Annotated in this window: 18 protein-coding genes; 9 read left to right on the plus strand and 9 right to left on the minus strand. The window is 71.3% G+C overall.

What is annotated here, in order from left to right; genetic code table 11:
- A partial coding sequence (locus tag ETD85_RS24995) for a serine/threonine-protein kinase (protein ID WP_138692217.1) occupies positions 1 to 1,330 on the minus strand: 1,330 nt, incomplete at its 3' end.
- A gap of 134 nt (positions 1,331 to 1,464) precedes the next feature.
- Between ETD85_RS24995 and ETD85_RS25000 the strand changes: the two genes are divergently transcribed.
- From ETD85_RS25000 to ETD85_RS25010, 3 genes are all read left to right on the plus strand, one after another.
- On the plus strand, positions 1,465 to 2,193 hold the full coding sequence (locus ETD85_RS25000) for a class I SAM-dependent methyltransferase (protein ID WP_240779402.1): 729 nt from the start codon (positions 1,465 to 1,467) through the stop codon (positions 2,191 to 2,193).
- Positions 2,194 to 2,735: 542 nt separating this feature from the next.
- The gene (locus ETD85_RS25005) at positions 2,736 to 4,154 is read left to right on the plus strand and encodes an MFS transporter (protein WP_138692218.1); all 1,419 of its coding nucleotides are present in this window, start codon (positions 2,736 to 2,738) and stop codon (positions 4,152 to 4,154) included.
- 216 nt (positions 4,155 to 4,370) lie between these two features.
- The gene (locus tag ETD85_RS25010) at positions 4,371 to 4,778 is read left to right on the plus strand and encodes a DUF7144 family membrane protein (protein WP_138692219.1); all 408 of its coding nucleotides are present in this window, start codon (positions 4,371 to 4,373) and stop codon (positions 4,776 to 4,778) included.
- 50 nt (positions 4,779 to 4,828) lie between these two features.
- Here the strand turns inward: ETD85_RS25010 and ETD85_RS25015 are convergent, their stop codons facing one another.
- From ETD85_RS25015 to ETD85_RS25025, 3 genes are all read right to left on the minus strand, one after another.
- Positions 4,829 to 5,662, minus strand: a complete 834-nt coding sequence (locus ETD85_RS25015) for an NAD(P)H-binding protein (protein WP_138692220.1) — start codon at positions 5,660 to 5,662, stop codon at positions 4,829 to 4,831.
- Positions 5,663 to 5,854: 192 nt separating this feature from the next.
- The gene (locus tag ETD85_RS25020; RefSeq protein WP_138692221.1) at positions 5,855 to 6,517 is read right to left on the minus strand and encodes a Pr6Pr family membrane protein; all 663 of its coding nucleotides are present in this window, start codon (positions 6,515 to 6,517) and stop codon (positions 5,855 to 5,857) included.
- Positions 6,518 to 6,561: 44 nt separating this feature from the next.
- Positions 6,562 to 7,473 (minus strand): LysR family transcriptional regulator, encoded by a 912-nt coding sequence (locus ETD85_RS25025; protein WP_138692222.1) that lies wholly within the window; start codon positions 7,471 to 7,473, stop codon positions 6,562 to 6,564.
- Between the two features lie 99 nt (positions 7,474 to 7,572).
- Here ETD85_RS25025 and ETD85_RS25030 point away from each other — a divergent pair, with 99 nt between their 5' ends.
- Entirely contained in the window at positions 7,573 to 8,403 is an 831-nt protein-coding gene (locus ETD85_RS25030; protein WP_138692223.1) for an isocitrate lyase/PEP mutase family protein, read from the plus strand.
- Positions 8,404 to 8,470: 67 nt separating this feature from the next.
- On the opposite strand, the gene ETD85_RS25035 is transcribed toward ETD85_RS25030, so the two are convergent.
- A complete protein-coding gene (locus tag ETD85_RS25035; protein WP_138692224.1) occupies positions 8,471 to 9,697 on the minus strand; it encodes a sensor histidine kinase in 1,227 nt (408 codons plus the stop codon).
- Positions 9,694 to 10,350 carry a response regulator transcription factor gene (locus ETD85_RS25040; RefSeq protein WP_138692225.1) on the minus strand — a complete coding sequence of 219 codons (657 nt, stop codon included), beginning with the start codon at positions 10,348 to 10,350 and terminating at the stop codon, positions 9,694 to 9,696. The genes ETD85_RS25035 and ETD85_RS25040 overlap by 4 nt, the downstream gene beginning before the upstream one ends.
- 151 nt (positions 10,351 to 10,501) lie before the next feature.
- Between ETD85_RS25040 and ETD85_RS25045 the strand changes: the two genes are divergently transcribed.
- The 4 genes from ETD85_RS25045 to ETD85_RS25060 are packed head-to-tail and all read left to right on the plus strand — an operon-like array spanning position 10,502 to position 14,095.
- On the plus strand, positions 10,502 to 11,026 hold the full coding sequence (locus ETD85_RS25045) for a hypothetical protein (RefSeq protein WP_138692226.1): 525 nt from the start codon (positions 10,502 to 10,504) through the stop codon (positions 11,024 to 11,026).
- Complete coding sequence (locus ETD85_RS25050) at positions 11,026 to 12,156, plus strand: efflux RND transporter periplasmic adaptor subunit (protein WP_138692227.1); 1,131 nt, start codon at positions 11,026 to 11,028, stop codon at positions 12,154 to 12,156. The genes ETD85_RS25045 and ETD85_RS25050 overlap by 1 nt, the downstream gene beginning before the upstream one ends.
- On the plus strand, positions 12,153 to 12,875 hold the full coding sequence (locus tag ETD85_RS25055) for an ABC transporter ATP-binding protein (protein ID WP_276617273.1): 723 nt from the start codon (positions 12,153 to 12,155) through the stop codon (positions 12,873 to 12,875). The genes ETD85_RS25050 and ETD85_RS25055 overlap by 4 nt, the downstream gene beginning before the upstream one ends.
- A complete protein-coding gene (locus ETD85_RS25060; RefSeq protein WP_240779403.1) occupies positions 12,872 to 14,095 on the plus strand; it encodes an ABC transporter permease in 1,224 nt (407 codons plus the stop codon). Before ETD85_RS25055 ends, ETD85_RS25060 begins: the two co-directional genes overlap by 4 nt.
- Before the next feature lie 105 nt (positions 14,096 to 14,200).
- Here ETD85_RS25060 and ETD85_RS25065 read toward each other — a convergent pair whose 3' ends face one another.
- Positions 14,201 to 14,632: a hypothetical protein gene (locus ETD85_RS25065; RefSeq protein WP_138692228.1), complete on the minus strand. Its 432-nt coding sequence runs from the start codon at positions 14,630 to 14,632 to the stop codon at positions 14,201 to 14,203.
- A 169-nt stretch (positions 14,633 to 14,801) separates the two neighbouring features.
- Between ETD85_RS25065 and ETD85_RS25070 the strand changes: the two genes are divergently transcribed.
- Complete coding sequence (locus ETD85_RS25070; RefSeq protein ID WP_138692229.1) at positions 14,802 to 15,218, plus strand: ester cyclase; 417 nt, start codon at positions 14,802 to 14,804, stop codon at positions 15,216 to 15,218.
- Between the two features lie 19 nt (positions 15,219 to 15,237).
- Here the strand turns inward: ETD85_RS25070 and ETD85_RS25075 are convergent, their stop codons facing one another.
- Both ETD85_RS25075 and ETD85_RS25080 read right to left on the minus strand, forming a co-directional pair.
- On the minus strand, positions 15,238 to 15,882 hold the full coding sequence (locus ETD85_RS25075; protein WP_240779404.1) for a DUF421 domain-containing protein: 645 nt from the start codon (positions 15,880 to 15,882) through the stop codon (positions 15,238 to 15,240).
- On the minus strand, positions 15,879 to 16,865 hold the full coding sequence (locus ETD85_RS25080; protein ID WP_138692230.1) for a rod shape-determining protein: 987 nt from the start codon (positions 16,863 to 16,865) through the stop codon (positions 15,879 to 15,881). The genes ETD85_RS25075 and ETD85_RS25080 overlap by 4 nt, the downstream gene beginning before the upstream one ends.
- Positions 16,866 to 16,872 lie beyond the last annotated feature (7 nt).

Consider the following 16,872-nt stretch of genomic DNA (forward strand, 5'->3'; position numbering starts at 1 on the left):
CTCGTGGGCTCGGAGATGTGTATAAGACACAGGAGCGGGTGGGGGCGGGCGAGGACGTGGTTTCCTGCGTGGGCTTGGGCGTGGACTTCCGCGTGGGTTTGCCGGTGGGCTTGTGGGTGGGCTTGCGCGCGGTCGACGTCGTGGTCGGCCGCTGCGTGACCTGCGCGGACGGGCTGGGGGAGAGGGCGGCCAGCGAGGCCGAGGTCGGATCGTCGGACCAGGGGGCGAGCCAGACGACACCTCCGACGAGGGCCGCCACGACGACGCCCGCCACACCGGCGGCTACGGGCACGCCGATCGACCCGGACCCGTTCGCCCTCGCCCCAGGCACTGCCCCAGGACCAGGCACCGGCCCCGGCCACTGACCGGGCACGGGCGCCCCGTGAGGGGGCCCACCGCGGACCGGCATCGGCGGCGCCCCCTGCCCAATGCCGTGGGGAGCCCCTTGCCCAGCCCCGTGTCCTGCCCACTGCCCAGCCTCGTATCGCGCCCCTGGGCCGGCACCCATCTGCGGGGCCTGCGGTGCTTGCGATGCCTGCGGTGCCGGACCCGCTCCCCCCAGCAGCCGCAGGAGCACGTCGCGCATCGACGGCCGGGCACGAGGATCCTTGGCCAGGCACGCGTACACGATCGACCGCAACGGATGCGGTAGATCCCCAAGCTGTGGCTCGTTGTGCAGGATGCGGTTGATGATCGCCGGCAACGTGTCGTGCCCGAACGGCGGCGTCTCCGTACCGGCCCACACCATGACCGAGGCCCAGGCGAACACATCCGCCGCCGGCCCCACGGCCTCCCCGGCCAGTTGCTCGGGGGCCATGTAAGCAGGCGTGCCGACGATGCTGCTCGTCACCGTGGCAGCCGCGTCCGCAGCCCTGGCGATGCCGAAGTCGATCACGCGGGGCCCGCCGGGGCCGAGCAGGACGTTCGCGGGCTTGAAGTCCCGGTGCACGACCCCCGCCTGATGGATGGCGGCCAGCGCGGTGGCGGTGGCGACGGCCAGCCGCTGCAGGTCAGCTCCCGTGTGGCGGCCCGCCTGCTGCAGCGAGGGCCCCTCGACGTACTCGGTCACGATGTACGGCTGCCGCCCGAGCGACGCGTCCAGCACCTGTGCGATGCAGAACGGCTCCACCCGCCGAGCCGCCTCGATCTCCTTCGCGAACCGGTCGTCGAACCCCGCGCTGTCCCGCAGCACCTTGACCGCGACCGGCCGCCCGTCGGGCCCCTGCCCGAGATAGACGATCCCTTGGCCGCCCGCGCCGAGACGGCCGAGCAAGCGATATGCCCCTACCGTCGCCGGATCGTCCTCCCGCAGCGGTTCGACATGCGCCATGAGAGAGTGACTCCTGAGACGGGTGCGACGGATCTTTACGTACGATAGCGACTCATTTCCGCATTTGTAGTGAAGTTACCTAGCCGTAGGAAACCTTCCGCCGCTCGCCCCGGCAGGCCGGAAAGGACGAGACCGTGCCCCTGACCACGGATGACGAGCTGGAAGAGTCCTCCGTCGTGGCCAACCGCCTCATGAACCGCGAACGCCGCCTCCCCAGCTACGACCGCGAGCTCGGCATCGACATCGTCGGTCGGCTCCGCGCCGCCGCCGCCCCGCACCGGCCGGCCCGCTGGCTGGACCTGTGCTGCGGCACGGCCAACGCCCTCAACGAGGCCACCACCCTGCTGGGTGACGACGCCGAGATCGTCGGCGTGGACCTGGTCGACTTCTTCGCCTGCCCGCCGAGACCGCCGCGCCTCAGCCTGTTCACCGGCTCGGTCACCACCTGGGCTCCCGAGCACGCGGGCTTCGACCTCATCACCTGCGTGCACGGCCTGCACTACGTGGGCGACAAGCTGGGCGTCCTGGCGAGGATCGCCGGCTGGCTCGCGGCAGGCGGCCTCTTCGTCGCGAACTTCGACGTCCGCAGCATCCGCCTGGAGAACGGCGGTCCGGCGGGCCGCCCCCTGACGGCCGCCCTGCGTGCCCAGGGCCTGGCGTACGACGGACGTACCCGCAGGATCAGCCGGGTGGGCGGGGGCGCCGTCGATCTCCCGTACCGCTATCTCGGCGCGAACGACCAGGCCGGGCCCAACTACACCGGACAGGACGCGGTCGACTCCCACTACACGCGGACGGCCACAGAGCCACGCGCGGGGGCCGGAAAACCGATCGCGCGGCCGATCGGACACCCTCTAACCTGAGCCGGTTGACCACGGACCCGAGGAGGCCCGCCATGGACCGCGACGAGATGTCCTTTTGAGCCGACCAGCAAACGCCGCCGGGGGTTCCCTCTAGCGAGACGCACGTCAAGCGCGGCGACCGGCACGTCGGGCAGGACAAGGAGCTGATCGAGAAGCTCGGCGGCGACGACCCGTGCCCCTGCGGCTCTGGACGGCGCTTTCCGCCGCTGCTGCCGCCGAACCGGCCGGTACGACGACACCCTCGGCCACTACTACGTCCGCGACCGCTGACCACCCACCCCCGGGCCGAACCCCCACAAGGGCTCAGCCCCGGTGGGCGTCGTCTTCGGGTGGGCGTCGCCTCCAGATGGACGTCGCCTCCGGACAGACGCCGTCTTCAGGCGGACCTGCCCCTGAGCGGACCTGCCCCCGAGTGGACGCCGCTCGGGGGTGGCCGGGGGACCGTCAGCCCGACCGGGCTGCGGCAGATTGTCGGTGGGGCCTGGCAAGGTAGCCACGGATCACCCCACCACCCAGCCAGTCGGCGGAAGGCGGCCCGGCCTGTGAGCTCGATCGCGACGATGTTCTCGCCACTGACGGTCCGAGACTTCCGCCGCTACTACGTGGGCCAGACCGCATCCGCGTTCGGAGACTCCCTCACACCCCTCGCGATGGCCTTCGCCGTCCTGCACCTGACGGGATCGCCGATCGACCTTGGGATCGTGGTGCTGAGCACCCGCCTGCCCGTCATCGCGCTGACCCTCCTCGGCGGCGCGATCGGCGACCGCTTCTCGCGCCGGACCGTCATGCTGCTCGCCGACATCGCCCGGTTCCTGGCCCACGGCATCACGGCGGCGCTGCTGCTCACGGGCACCGCACAGGTCTGGATGCTGGTGCTTCTCCAACTCGCCGCCGGAGCGGGGTCCGCCTTCTTCAATCCGGCCGCAACGGGGTTGATCGCCTCGCTGGCCGGCCGGGGGCGTCTGCAAGCGGCCAACTCCCTCGTCTCCATCTCGCGGAGTACCGCGTCGATGCTGGCCCTGGGCGCGGCCGGGGCACTGGTGGCCTTGGTCGGCCCGGGCTGGGCCGTGCTGATCGACGCGCTGACGTTCCTCGTGAGCGCGGCCTTCCTCTACCGGCTACCCCGAGCAGTCGCAGTGGAGCGGCCGCAGTCGGGCAGCGGGCTCCTGGCGAGCATCGGCGGCGGGCTGGCGGAGGTGCGCAGGCGCTCCTGGTTGTGGATCTGGACCATCCATGCCGCAGGCGTGAACCTGCTCGTGGTCTCCCCGATGCTGGTCCTGGGCCCCTATGTCGCGGACCAGCACCTCGGCGGCGCTCCAGCCTGGTCGGCCATCGGCATCTCCTACGCCGTCGGCGGTCTCGCCGGGGGCTTCGTCAGCGCTCGCTGGCGGCCCTCCCGCCCGATGGCCGCAGCAGTGGCGTTCGCGTTCCTGACCGTCCCGCTGCCTGCTCTGCTCGCGCTGCCTGCCGGCGTCTGGCAGCTGATCCCGGCGGGGGTGGCGGCCGGCCTGCAACTGGTCGTCTACAACGTGCTCCAGACCACAGCCGTCCAGCGAAATCTGCCCGAGAGCTTCGTCGCCCGTGCGACGTCCGTGACCACGATCGGCGCGCTCGTGGCAGCACCGCTCGGCATGGGGCTGGCCGGTCCGGCGGCGGCCGCGTTCGGCACCGGCCCCGTGCTGGCCGCCAGCGCCGTGGTGGCGGTGCTCATCGGCGCCGCCACCCTCTTACTGCCCCCGGTATGGCACCTCCACGACGCCCCTTCCACCGGATACGCCGTCCCCGTCCCGGGCTCCGTCCCCGTCCCGGGCTCCGTCCCCGTTCCCGTCCCCGGACCAGACGCCGACGCCGACGCCGACGCCGACGCCGGAGAAGCCAAGGACGCCGCCGACGCCGCTGCCGCCGAGGATGTCGTCGGCGTGAGCGATGCCCTCAACGCCCTCCGGGGAGTGCGACGCTGAGCCGGTGAGCGCCCCCGCGCCAGGGGTCCAAAGCGTCCGGATATCCCGGCCCTCGGGAAGGTTTTGGGCTTTTGTGGCATTGGCGTGGCCCGTGCGAGGGAAGTGCCGTTTTATGGCAGATCTTTCCTTTCTGGGACGCAATGATCTTGATGGCGGTCCCTGAAGGAGATCGGCCCTTCACGGGTCCGTCCGTGAAGTGAAGGAGGGGGTTCGAGCATGGCTTATCAGACCAAGCACGTGACGGGCTGGGTCGGCTGGGTGTGGTTCGCCGGCCTGCTCATGATCATGTCCGGCGTGTTCAACGTCATCAGCGGCCTGTACGCGGTTCTCAACAGCGACATATACGTCCGGATGCCGAACCGGCTGCTGTTCTTCGACGTGGGGGGATGGGGCTGGGCCCATCTGGTGTTCGGCATCGTGCTGTTCGTCGCCGGATTCGCGGTGAGCGTCGGCCAGGCCTGGGCCAGGGTGGTCGCGGTCATCCTGGTGATGCTCAACGCGATGACGCAGCTCACCTGGATCTCGGTCAACCCGTGGTGGTCGCTGGCGGTCATCGCCGTCGACGTGCTCATCCTGTACGCCCTGATCGTCCACGGACGGGAGGCCAAGGTTCTCAGCAGCTGATCGACAAATCGCGACAAGCCCGCGCCCTCGGAGGACGACACGGGAGCGGGTCAGGGAGTCCAGACGCCGCTGGCGGCCGTGGCCCTGACGTAGTCGGTGAAGTCGCGCGGCTCGCGGCCCAGGACGCGTCGCACGCCGTCGGACAGGTGGGCGTTGTGCCCGTCCCTGATCCAGCCGAACAACGTGTTCAGCAGCTCCACGTGCTCGCCCTCCTCCCCGCGCCCGGCCAGGTGGGCGGCGTACTCGTCCGGGGAGACGGGGAGGTAGGCGATGTCGCGCCCGCTGGCGCGAGCGATCTCGGCCACCGCCGTGCCGAAGGACAGCAGCCGTGGCCCCGACAGCTCGTAGATCTGCTCCGCGTGGCCGGGCTCGACGAGCGTGGCCACCGCGACGTCGGCGATGTCCTCGGCGTCGATGAACGGCTCGACCCCGTCACCGGTGGGCAGCACGACCTCGCCCGCCATGATGGGGTCGGACAGGAGCGGGTCCTCGCTGAAGTTCTGGCCGAACCAGGTGGGCCGGAGGATCGTCCACCCCGCGCCGGACTCCTGGACGGCGCGCTCGCTGGCGAGGGACTCCTCTCCGCCGGAGGTCGCCCAGTCGCGGGACGACAGCAGCACCAGCCGCCGCACTCCATGGGCCGAGGCGACCTCGCCGAACGCGCGCAACTGGGCCGGCGCGTCGGCGCCCTGGGAGTCGATCAGGAAGGCGGCCGACGCCCCGCTGACGGCCGGGGCCCACGTGGCGGGGTCGTACCAGTCGAAGCGCGTCGGGCCCCTGCGCGAGGCCGGGCGGACGTCCAGGCCGCGCTCCCGCAGCCTGGTGGTGATCCGCCGGCCGACCTTGCCCGTCGCGCCCACCACCACGATCGGCTCCGCCGTCATCCGCCGCTCCTCATCCGTGTGCCGCGTCCAAGAGTCCGTACCGTATGAGCCGGACTCGACTCCGTAACCCATCGCCGGTCCCGTCCAGGGCTGGCAAGCCCCCATGCCGGGAAGCCCCCATGCCGGGAAGCCCGGCGCCGGGGGCCTGGCGCCCGTATGCCGACCGTACCGCGCCGATCGCCGGCGTGATCCTCAGCCGGAAGAGGCGGTCGCCGGGGCCGCGGCGCGGGGGCGCAGGGACGCCAGGCGGTCCAGGCCGATGACCAGCGCGCCCAGCGCGGCGAAGCCGAGGCCGAGCAGGACGAGCCACAGCGCGACCCACCCGTAGCCGTGCTCGGTCGGGTCGAGGAAGAAGTACGGGTACCGGTTCGGGACCTCGGGGAACGCGATCGCCCGCGCCACGGAGGACAACCCGTACCCGAGGGGAAAGCACAGCCATAACGGCAGATCGCGCCAGCGCACCACGCGGTGCGGCCCGAACGCGAGCCAGTCCACCAGCGCCATCACCGGCACCACGTAGTGGAGCAGGAAGGTCGATCGATTGGCGAGCAGGGCCGCCGGATCGCCGTCCAGCAGGCCGGGCAGCGGATTCTCGCCATGGTTGGTCACGAAATGCGCGACCAGCCCCGTGATCAGGATCCACAGGGTGACCGCTCCGCGCAGGCGTGGCGCGGCGGGGTCGGTCGTGCCGCGCCGGACCATCCAGTACAGGACGCCCGCGTAGTAACCGAGCACGATGATGTTGCTCTGGCTCGTGTAGAAGACGATGCGATGGCTGCCGGTGAGCAGTCCCAGCACGCCGACGGCGACCATGGCGGCCCGCCACCAGAGCTGGGGCCGCGTGTAGACGTTCATCGCTCTCCTCCACCATGCACATCGCTCGCTAGAAGGACCTTAAATCAGCCGCGCAGGCCGGGCGTGTGCTCCTTCAGCATTGTCAGGAAGGCCGTCGCCGGCCGGCTCTGGTATCCGCGCCGCCGGCGGACGGCGACCACGGGCAGGCCCGCGTCCAGGCTCTCGACCTCGATCGCCCGCAGGCTGCCGATGCGCAGCTCCTCGCGGACGCTGCTGGCAGGCATGAGCGCGACGCCGAGACCGGCCTCGACCAGCCTCTTCTGCGCGGTGAGGCTGTCGATCCGGGTGATCGCGGGACCGCCCGCGGGCAGCTCGCGTTCGAGCAGGAGACTGAGGGAGCCGGACTGGCCCCGCTGGTGCGGGAAGGCGAGCCACCGCTCGTCCCGCAGCGCACGCAGGTCCGGCAGGCGGCGGGCGGAGACCGGGTGCGCGGCGGGCACCACGACCAGGAGCCGCTCGGTGCCGAGCGGGATCGACTCCAGCTTGGGGTCGTCGTCGGGGAAGTAGCGAAGGCCCAGGGATGCCTCGCCGCCGCGCACGAGCGCGCTCACCTCACGGCTCGTCGCGGTCCGCAGCTCGACGGAGACCTCCGGGAGCTCCGACTCGAACCTGCGCAGCGCGCCGACGAGATGCGAGTCGGCCAGGGTGCCGACGATGGCGACGCTGAGCGTCCGCGCGCCGCCGGGCTCGTTCGACAGGTCTCGTACGGCCCGCTCGCCGTCGCGGATCGTCGCGAGGACGGCCTCCGCGTACGGCAGGAGCGTCCGGCCCGCCTCGGTCAGCGTCACCCGGCGTCCGGCCCGCTCGAACAGCGGCGCGCCCAGCGACCGCTCCAGCTCGCGGATCCGGCGGCTGATCGCGGGCTGGGACCGGTTCAGTCTCCTGGACGCCTCCGTGAACCCGCCCAGCTGGGCGATGCAGACGAACGCCTCGACCTCCTCGACCGTCACATCCATCAGTATTCCTGATGCGGCTCATCCCATCTATGCATTTGACTGATTACCGAGAGTGCGGCCAAGGTCGAGGGGACATCACGCCGACGAGCGGAGCGCATCATGACGGATCAGCCGGCCAAGGCGGCTCGCTTCCGCGCCCTTCACGAGCGGCCGGAGCCCTTCCTGCTGCCCAACCCCTGGGACGCGGGCACGGCACGGCTGCTGGCCGGCCTCGGTTTCGAGGCCCTCGCCACCACCAGTCTCGGCGTCGCCAACGTCCTCGGCCGCACGCGGGCCGGCCGGCAGGACGTCCTCGACAACTGCCGCGTCATCAGCGAGGCGACGGAGCTCCCCGTCAACGCCGATCTGGAGAACGGCTTCGCCCACGAGCCCGCGGAAGCGGCCAAGATGATCGAGGACGCCTGCGCGTGCGGCGTGGCCGGGGCGTCCATCGAGGACGCCTCCGGCGACCCCCGCACGCCGATCTACGACTTCGGGCTCGCGGTCGAGCGGGTGCACGCCGCCGTCGAGGCGACGCGCGGGCTGCCCGTCCCGCTCGTGCTGACCGCCAGGGCCGAGAACCTCCTGTACGGCGTGGCCGGCCTCGACGACACCATCAGGCGGCTGCAGGCGTTCGAGGCCGCAGGCGCGGACGTCCTGTACGCCCCCGGGCTGCGCACCCTCGACCAGATGCGCGCGGTCGTCTCGTCCGTCGGCAGGCCGGTCAACGTCGTGATGGGCTTCGCGGACCCGGCGATCACGCTGGAGCAGCTGGCCGAGATCGGCGTGCGCCGGGTGAGCATCGGAGGCGCGCTGTCCCGGCTGGCGCTGCGCTCGTTCCTGGACGGCGCCCGGCAGATGCGGGCGGGCCGGTTCGGGTTCGTCACAGAGATGGCCGCGCTCGCCGAGCTCCATGAGGCATTCGAGCCCGGTGGCGCCACACCCCGGTAGATCCGGTGGCGCCACGCCACACCCCGCTGGATATGCGGTGCCACACCCCTATATATAGGGAGCGGCCTCAAAGCGGCAGGGGCCGGTCGTCGAAGCGGTCCCGGTCGCGCGGCAGCGAGGCCGTCACGACCAGCCCGCCGCCCTCACGCGGCCGCGCCCGGACGGTGCCGCCGTGCGCGATCGCCACCGACTGCACGATCGACAGGCCGAGGCCCGCGCTGCTGGCCGTGACCACGCGTACGGCCGCGTGCCGGTGGAAGGGCTTGAAGAGCATCGGGACGTCGTACGGCGGCACGACCGGCCCGGTGTTGCTGACCTCCACCTCGACCTTCCCCTCCGACACGGTACGGCTGACGACCCGCACCCACCCGGTGCCGTCGTCGAGGTTGTAGCGGATGCCGTTCTCCACCAGGTTGTGCACCAGCCGTTCGAGCAGCAGCGCGTCCCCGGTGGTCGGCGCCGGCTCGGCGACCTCGTACACGGTGGTCTTCCCGGCGTCCGCGTGCGCGACCACGTGGGTCACCACGTCGGCCAGGTCCACCGGCGACCGGTCCGCGATCTCCTGCTCGGACCTGGCCAGCAGCAGCAGGCCGGAGATGAGGCGTTCGTGGCGGGCGTTGATGTCCAGCAGGCTCTCGCCCAGCTCCTTGACGTCGGGGGAGGCGGAGCGGCGGTGCATGGCCAGCTCGACCAGCGCCCGGTTCAGCGTCAGCGGCGTGCGCAGCTCGTGGGAGGCGTTGGCGACGAACCTGCGCTGCCCGTCGAAGGAGTGGTCGAGCCGCTCGACCATGGTGTCGAAGGTGTCGGCCAGCTCCTTGACCTCGTCCCGGGGCCCGTCCAGCGCGATCCGCTCGTGCAGCCCGCGGTCGGCCATGGGCGCGGCGGCGATCTTGCGGGCCGTGGCGGTCACCTGGTGCAGGGGAGCGAGCACCCGGCCCGCGACCACCCAGCCGAGCCCCGACGCCGCGCCGCCGACCACGACGAGCGCGATCACGCCCTGAGTGATCAGCGAGGTGCGGGCGCCGCTGCGCAACGCCAGCTCCTGCTGCCGCATCCACTCCATCGCGTCGTCGCCCGTGAGCGTCACGCCGTCGACCTTGAAGATCATCTGCTTGGTCTTGCCGGGCTCCGCGCCGAAGCGTTGCTCGAAGGTGTCCGTCAGCTGCTGGTTGAACAGGACGTAGGTGACGCCGAGCAGCGTCAGCCCCGCCAGGAAGAAGACGGCCCCGTACACGAGCGTGAGCCGCAGCCGCAACGTGGGCTGCGGGCGCACCCCCGCGAACCGGCTCTTCATGGGATCCGGTACCCCACTCCGGGCACGGTCTCCACGATCGGCGGATCGGCGAGCTTGCGGCGCAGCTTGAGAATGGTCAGGCGGACCGCGCCCGTGAAGGGATCCGCGTGCTCGTCCCACGCCTTCTCCAGGAGCTGCTCGGCCGAGACGACGCTGCCGTTCACCCGCATCAGCTCGGTGAGCACCGCGAACTCCTTCTTCGACAGCGGTACGAACCGCCCGTTCCTGAACACCTCCCGCCGAGCGGGGTCGAGCGTGATCCCGGACCTGCGCAGCACGGGCGGCACGGCGGGCCGCGAGCGCCGCCCGAGCGCCAGGACGCGCGCGGCCAGCTCGGGGAACGCGAACGGCTTCGGCAGGTAGTCGTCGGCCCCCATGGACAGCCCGGTCACCCGGTCGTCGAGCTGGGCGGCGGCCGTGAGCATCAGCACCCGGGCGTCGCACTCCGAGGCGACCAGCTCCCTGCACACCTCGTCGCCGTGCAGGCGTGGCAGGTCGCGATCCAGCACGACCACGTCGTAGTCGTTCACCGCGATCCGCTCCAGCGCGGCCTCGCCGTCGTGTGCCAGATCGACCGCGTGGGTCTCCTCGCGCAGCCATTCGGCGATCGCGTCGGCGAGCATCCGCTCGTCTTCCACCACTAACACCCGCATGGCGTATCTCAGGCCCTTCGTCCGGCTACAGGACCGAGTGTCGCGCAGGGAGCATTTGGTGAAAGTAAGCCGCGGACGGAAACGCTGAGGAAACAGCGGTCCCTATTGCATCTCCTCTCGAACGAGGTTCATCCGACGGAGGAGATGTTTCATGCGAGGACGAGTCCTCAGCGCGCTGATCGCGGCGTCGATCGCAGCCACCCTGTTCCTGTCGGGCTGCGGCTCGGACGACCCGGGCAAGGACGTGGTGTCGGTGAGCGGCACCGGAGACAAGGCCGCGGCCAGTGCCGCCCCGAGCGAAGACCCGTACCAGAAGTCGCTCAAGTTCGCCCAGTGCATGCGCGAGAACGGGATCGACATGGCCGACCCCGAGCCCGGCAAGGGCATCATGATGAAGCTCGACAAGAACACCCCCAAGGAGACGATGGACAAGGCCCAGGAGGCCTGCAAGCAGTACGCCCCGAGCGGGGTGCGGCAGGGCGGCGGCGACCCCAAGATGGCCGAGAACCTGCGCAAGGTCGCCCAGTGCATGCGTGACAACGGCGTGGAGAACTACCCCGACCCCGAGGGCGGCGCCATGCGCATCACCGGTGACGTCGGCGAGGACCCCGACTTCAAGTCGGCCCAGGAGAAGTGCCAGAAGGAGCTCGCCGACGCCGGTATGGGAGGTCTTTGATGGGCGTAAGCACCATTGACGGCAAGGCCGCCCCGGACGCGACACCCGCCAGGCGACGCCGCCGCGGGCGGGGCAAACTGGTGGCCGGGCTACTGTTCGCGGTGGCGGTCGCGGGCGGCGGGTTCGTCGCCGTGAGCAGCGCGGGCCTGCTGGAGGGCGGCTCCGGCCCCACCCGGTCGGCCAGTGCGCTGCCGCCCGCCACCACCACGGTGACCAAGCAGACCCTGAACGACACCAGGGACGCCGACGGCGAGCTCGGCTACGGCCCGGTGAGCACTGCTATGAACAGGACGCCCGGCACGATCACCTGGCTGCCCGACAGCGGCGCACAGATCACCCGCGGCAGGTCGCTGTACCGGGTGGACAACGAGCCGGTCATGCTCATGTACGGCTCCACGCCCGCCTACCGCGACCTCAAGGTCGGCTCGGAGGGCAAGGACGTCGAGAGCCTGGAACGCAACCTCCGCAAGCTCGGCTACGACGGCTTCACCGTCGACGACGAGTTCACCTGGGACACGGCGCAGGCGGTCAAGGAATGGCAGGAGGACCGCGGCCTGGACGAGACCGGCGTGGTCGAGCTGGGCCGCGTCGTCTTCGCCCCGGGCAAGATCCGGGTGGAGAGCCTGGAGGCGGAGGAGGGCCAGCCGGCCAGCCCCGGCCAGAAGATCCTCACCTACACCGGCACGTCCAAGGTGGTCACGGTCAAGCTCGAAGCCGAGGACCAGCGGATGGCGAAGAAGGGCGCCAAGGTCGAGGTCACGCTGCCCGACGGCAAGAGCGTGAAGGGGAAGATCACCGAGGTCGCGACCGTCATCGAGCCCGGCGACGGGCAGAACGCCGACCCGGAGACCCGCGTGGAGGCGCTGGTCTCGATCGGCGACAGCAAGTCGGCCAAGGGGCTCGACAAGGCGGCGGTGGACGTGACGTTCACGGCCTCCAAGCGGCCGAACGTCCTGACCGTGCCGGTCGCGGCGCTGGTGGCGCTGAAGGAGGGCGGGTTCGGCCTGGAGGTCATCGAAGGCGGCAGCTCCCGGTACGTCGCGGTCGAGACGGGACTGTTCGCCGGCGGCCGGGTCGAGGTCACCGGTGACGGGCTCACCGAGGGCATGACCGTGGGGATGCCGAAATGACGGCGTACCCGATGATCGCGCTGACGGACGTGTCCAGGACGTACCCCGGCGGGGTGGCCGCGCTGAGGTCGGTGTCGCTGCAGATCCAGCACGGCGAGCTGGTCGCCATCGTGGGGCCGTCCGGCTCGGGCAAGTCGACGATGCTCAACGTCGTCGGCACCCTCGACCGGCCGTCCACGGGAACGATTCACATCGACGGGTACAACGTGTCGAAGCTGTCCGACGGGCAGCTCTCGGCGCTGCGGGCCACCACGATCGGGTTCGTCTTCCAGTCGTTCCACCTCGCGGCGAAGATTCCGGCGCTGGACAACGTGGCCGACGGCCTCATCTACACCGGTCTGAGCAGGTCGGAGCGCCGCCGCCGCGCGGCGGCGGCGCTGGAGAGGGTGGGGCTCGGGCACCGCATGGACCACGAGCCGCACGAGCTGTCCGGCGGCGAGCGGCAACGGGTGGCCATCGCCAGGGCGGTGGCGGGCGACCCGCCGCTGCTCCTGGCCGACGAACCGACCGGAGCCCTGGACTCGGTGTCGGGGACAGGGGTGATGGAGCTGCTGCACGAGCTGAACGCCGGCGGCACCACCATCGTGATCATCACGCACGACCGGGAGATCGCCGCCAGCCTGCCCCGTCAGGTGAGCATGCGCGACGGCGAGATCATCTCGGACTCGCAGGCCCGGCGTGAGCCATGGCCCCAACCCCTGGAATCCGGAGTGTCATGATGGCCGTCATCGAGGTGGAGCGGCCCAAGCCGGCCCCGGCCCGGATGCGTCCGCGCGACGTGATGCGGGTCGGCGCGATCGGCCTGCGCACCCGGCCGCTGCGGGCGTTCCTGTCCGCGCTGGGCATCGCCATCGGCATCGCGGCCATGGTCGGCGTGGTCGGGCTCTCGTCCTCGTCGGGCGCCGAGCTCGACCGCCAGCTCTCCGCGCTGGGCACCAACCTGCTCACCATCTCGTCGGGCACCACGCTCATGGGCGAGGCCGCCCAGATGCCGGTGGACGCGGAGGCGATGATCGAGCGGATCGGGCCGGTGGAGGCGGTCTCGTCGATCGGGAAGGTGGGCGAGGCCAAGGTCTACCGCTCCGAGCAGATCCCCGAGGCCCAGACCGGCGGCATCAACACCTACGCCGCCCGCCTCGACCTGCCCGCCACCGTGGGCGCGACCCTGCGCAGCGGGACCTGGCTCAACGCCGCCACCGAACGCTACCCGGCCGCCGTCATCGGCTCCTCGGCCGCCCAGCGGCTCGGCATCGGCTCGGCCGGGCCGGACACGCAGGTGATCGTCGGCGGTGTCAGGTTCACCGTCGTCGGCGTGCTCAACCCGGTGGCGCTGGCCACCGACCTGGACGCCGGCGTGCTGGTCGGCTGGCCGGTGGCGGAGCAGCGGCTCGGCTTCGACGGGCATCCGACCACGCTCTACACCCGCGCGGAGGAGGCCAGGCTGGAGTCCGTACGCGGGGTGCTGGCCAGCACGGCCAATCCCGAGGCGCCGAACGAGGTGGACGTCTCCCGGCCGTCCGACGCGCTGGCCGCCAAGCAGGCGACCAGCCAGGCCTTCACCAGCCTCCTGCTGGGCGTGGGCGCGGTGGCCCTGCTCGTGGGCGGGGTCGGGGTGGCCAACACGATGGTCATCTCGGTCCTGGAACGCCGTGCGGAGATCGGCCTGCGCCGCTCGCTGGGCGCGACCAGGGGGCAGATCCGCACCCAGTTCCTGGCGGAGTCGCTGCTGCTGTCCGCGATGGGCGGGGCCGGCGGGATCCTCCTCGGGACCGGTGTCACCACGGGATACGCGTACTACAGCGGCTGGCCGTCCGTGGTGCCGCTCTGGGCCACGATGGGCGGGCTCGTGGCGACGCTGATCATCGGCGCCGTGGCGGGGCTCTATCCGGCCATCCGCGCCGCACGCCTGTCCCCGACCGAGGCGCTCTCGACGCCCTAGCGGTCTCTTCCCGGACGCGCGCGCTCATCGGGGCGCGCGCCGTCACCGCTCGCTGCTGAGCCGTCACCGCTCGCTGCCGCGCCGTCACCGCTGGGCCGCCGCGGCTCACTGCTGGGCCGCCGCCGTCTCCTGGATGGCGTAGCAGGTCGTCTTGCCGACGACGCGGACGCCGGGCTTCTCCCCGGCGAGCACGGTCAGCTCGAACGTCAGCCGCGTCTCCGGATTGCGCAGCACGGACACGTCCGGCTCGTCGTCGCGCAGGTCCAGGTCGTCGACCACCTTCGTGTAGCCCATGGCCTGGAGGCGGTCCAGCAACCCGGTGGAGGCGCCGGCCTGCTCGCTCTCGGCCCGGAAGAACCGGCGCACCTGGCCGGGCACGCACGAGTCGTCGTCCACCCGCTCGATGGCCGACAGGCCCAGCTCGACCGCTTCGATCAGGCTGTCCGCGTCGGTGTCGAGCTGCCTGGCGGCGTCCTGGAGGGTGGGCGGCCCGGTCACGGTCGCGCAGGCCGTCATCGCCGCGGTACAGAAGAGCACCGCGGAAACAATGTGACGGCGGGCGCGCACGATCGGACTGTATCTGAGATCATGACTGACTTTCGGTCAAATCACATAAAAAGCACAGAAATGCCATCACGCGCTTAGCTGTCGAGCGCGTCGCTCCGGCCCTTTAGTTTACGACCGTTCGGTTGCTAAGGTGCCGGGCATGACCGACTTACGAGAGTTGCAGCGGGCCGTCCAGCAGGCCTGGAGCGGCCAGCGGTGGGACGCGTGGCGCGCGACGTGCGCCGACGGCTACACGTTCGATCCGGGCATCGGGGTGCCGCTCGATCTTGAGCAGACGATGCTCTGGAACATTGCTACTTTCACCGCGTTTCCCGATTTTTCGGAGGTGGTGCGGCACGTCTACATAGATGGCAACACGGTGATCACGGAGGTGCTCGGGCAGGGCGGCTCGGCGGGGGAGTTCCGCCTGTTCGGCAGCACGCTGATCCCGGCCACCGGCCGCCGCTTCGAGCTCTCGTACGTCAAGGTGCTCGTCTTCGACGAGCGGGGCCTCGTCATCGAGGACCGCCAGTACCAGGACTGGGGCTCGGTCCGCGCCCAGCTCGGCGCGGTCTAGGAGCCGATGCCGCGACCCGTCACCGGGAGCCCCCGCCCAGCTCGTCGAGCTTGCGTTCGATGCGGTCGAGCCGGGCGTGCAGCTCGTCCACGTCGCCCCGCTCGGCGTTCTCCTCCTCCGGGCGCAGCCGGACGAGCATCGCACCGCCCGGCTCCAGCCGGACGAGGGTCGTGTCGGCCACCGTCGAGCCGCCCCTGAGCTGGATCGTCACGTCCACGTCGGCCCGCCGCAGGCCCAGCCGCCGCAGCGCCGACGTGAGGTAGTGCCCGTCGCGGGCCAGCACGATCGGGCGGCCTTCGACGATCTTGGCGACCATCGGGACCGCCGCGGCCACCCGCACCACGACCGCGTTGAACGCCATCAGGACCACCAGCCCCGCGAGCCCGCCGACCAGGGAGTTGTCCGGGCCGATGATCGCGTTCTGCACGACGTTGCTCATCAGCAGCATGACCACCAGGTCGAAGTTGTTGAGCTGGGCGATGCCGCGCTTGCCGGCGATCCGCAGCAGGGCCGCCACCGCGAGGTAGACGGCGATGGTCCGGAAAGCCTTGTCGGCGAGCGAGACCCCGGCGTCGAACAGGTCCCCGTCGGTGAGCGTGACCCCCGCGTAGAGCAGGTCCCCGCCGGCGAACGGGAGGCCGGCAAACGGGAGGCCGGCGGTCATCGCCGGCGGAGCTTCGCCGTCAGCCCGAGGTTCTCCATGCATCGGCCGAGCCCGAGGGCCAGGGACTCCAGCGGCCGCTCGGACCTGCGTACCGGCATGCACAGCTCGGCCCGCAGCCGCCGCCCGAGCCCGCGCAGCAGCGCGCCACCCCCCACCAGCACCGCGCCGCGCTCCCCGAGGTCGGCGGTCAGCTCGGCGGGGCAGCGCTCCACGGTCTCCACCGCCGCCCGCACGATGGCCTCGACCGGTTGCCTGGTCGCCTCGTAGATCCCCTGTACGGGCAGCGGCACTGAACGCTCGCGCCCGGTTTCCGGATCGTGGCCGTGCACGGTCACGTGGCGGTCCAGCGGCTTCCACTCGGTGCCCGCCCGGAGCTTGGCCGACTCGGCCTCGCCCTCGTCGATCAGCAGCCCGTACTCGGATTCGACCAGGCGCACGATCGCCCGGTCCATGGCGTGGCCGCCGCCCGGCACCGTCGTGGTGGCCACCACGGACTCGCCCGACAGCACCGCGATCCTGGTGGAGTCGCGGCCGATGTCGATCACCATGTGCCCGGCGCAGTCCTTGACCGCCAGTCCCGCGCCGAGCGCCGCCGCCAGCGCGTGCGGGATCATCACGATCCCCCTGGCGTCCGCGTCGTACGCCACCTCGCGCAGCGCCTTGCGCTCGATCGGGGTGGAGTCGTCGGGCAGCGCCATGACCATGCGCGGCCTGGAGAACGGATGCCAGTGCACCTTGCGGATGAAATGCCGGATCATGCGCCTGGCCAGCTCGCCGTCCACCGGCAGCCCGCCGCTGACCGGCCAGCACGTCTCGCCGCCCGTGCCGCCGGCCGCGTCGGCGCCGTACCCGATGACCTTGCCCGTGCGGAGGTCGCGCACGATGACCGAGGGCTCGTCGAGCACGATGCCCTTGCCTCTGATGTAGATCCGCGTGCTCGCGCCGCCCAGATCGAGCGCCAGATCGCGTCCCAGGAGACTCATCGCGTGA

It is taken from the genome of Nonomuraea zeae, assembly GCF_005889725.1.
Classification (GTDB): Bacteria; Actinomycetota; Actinomycetes; order Streptosporangiales; family Streptosporangiaceae; genus Nonomuraea; species Nonomuraea zeae.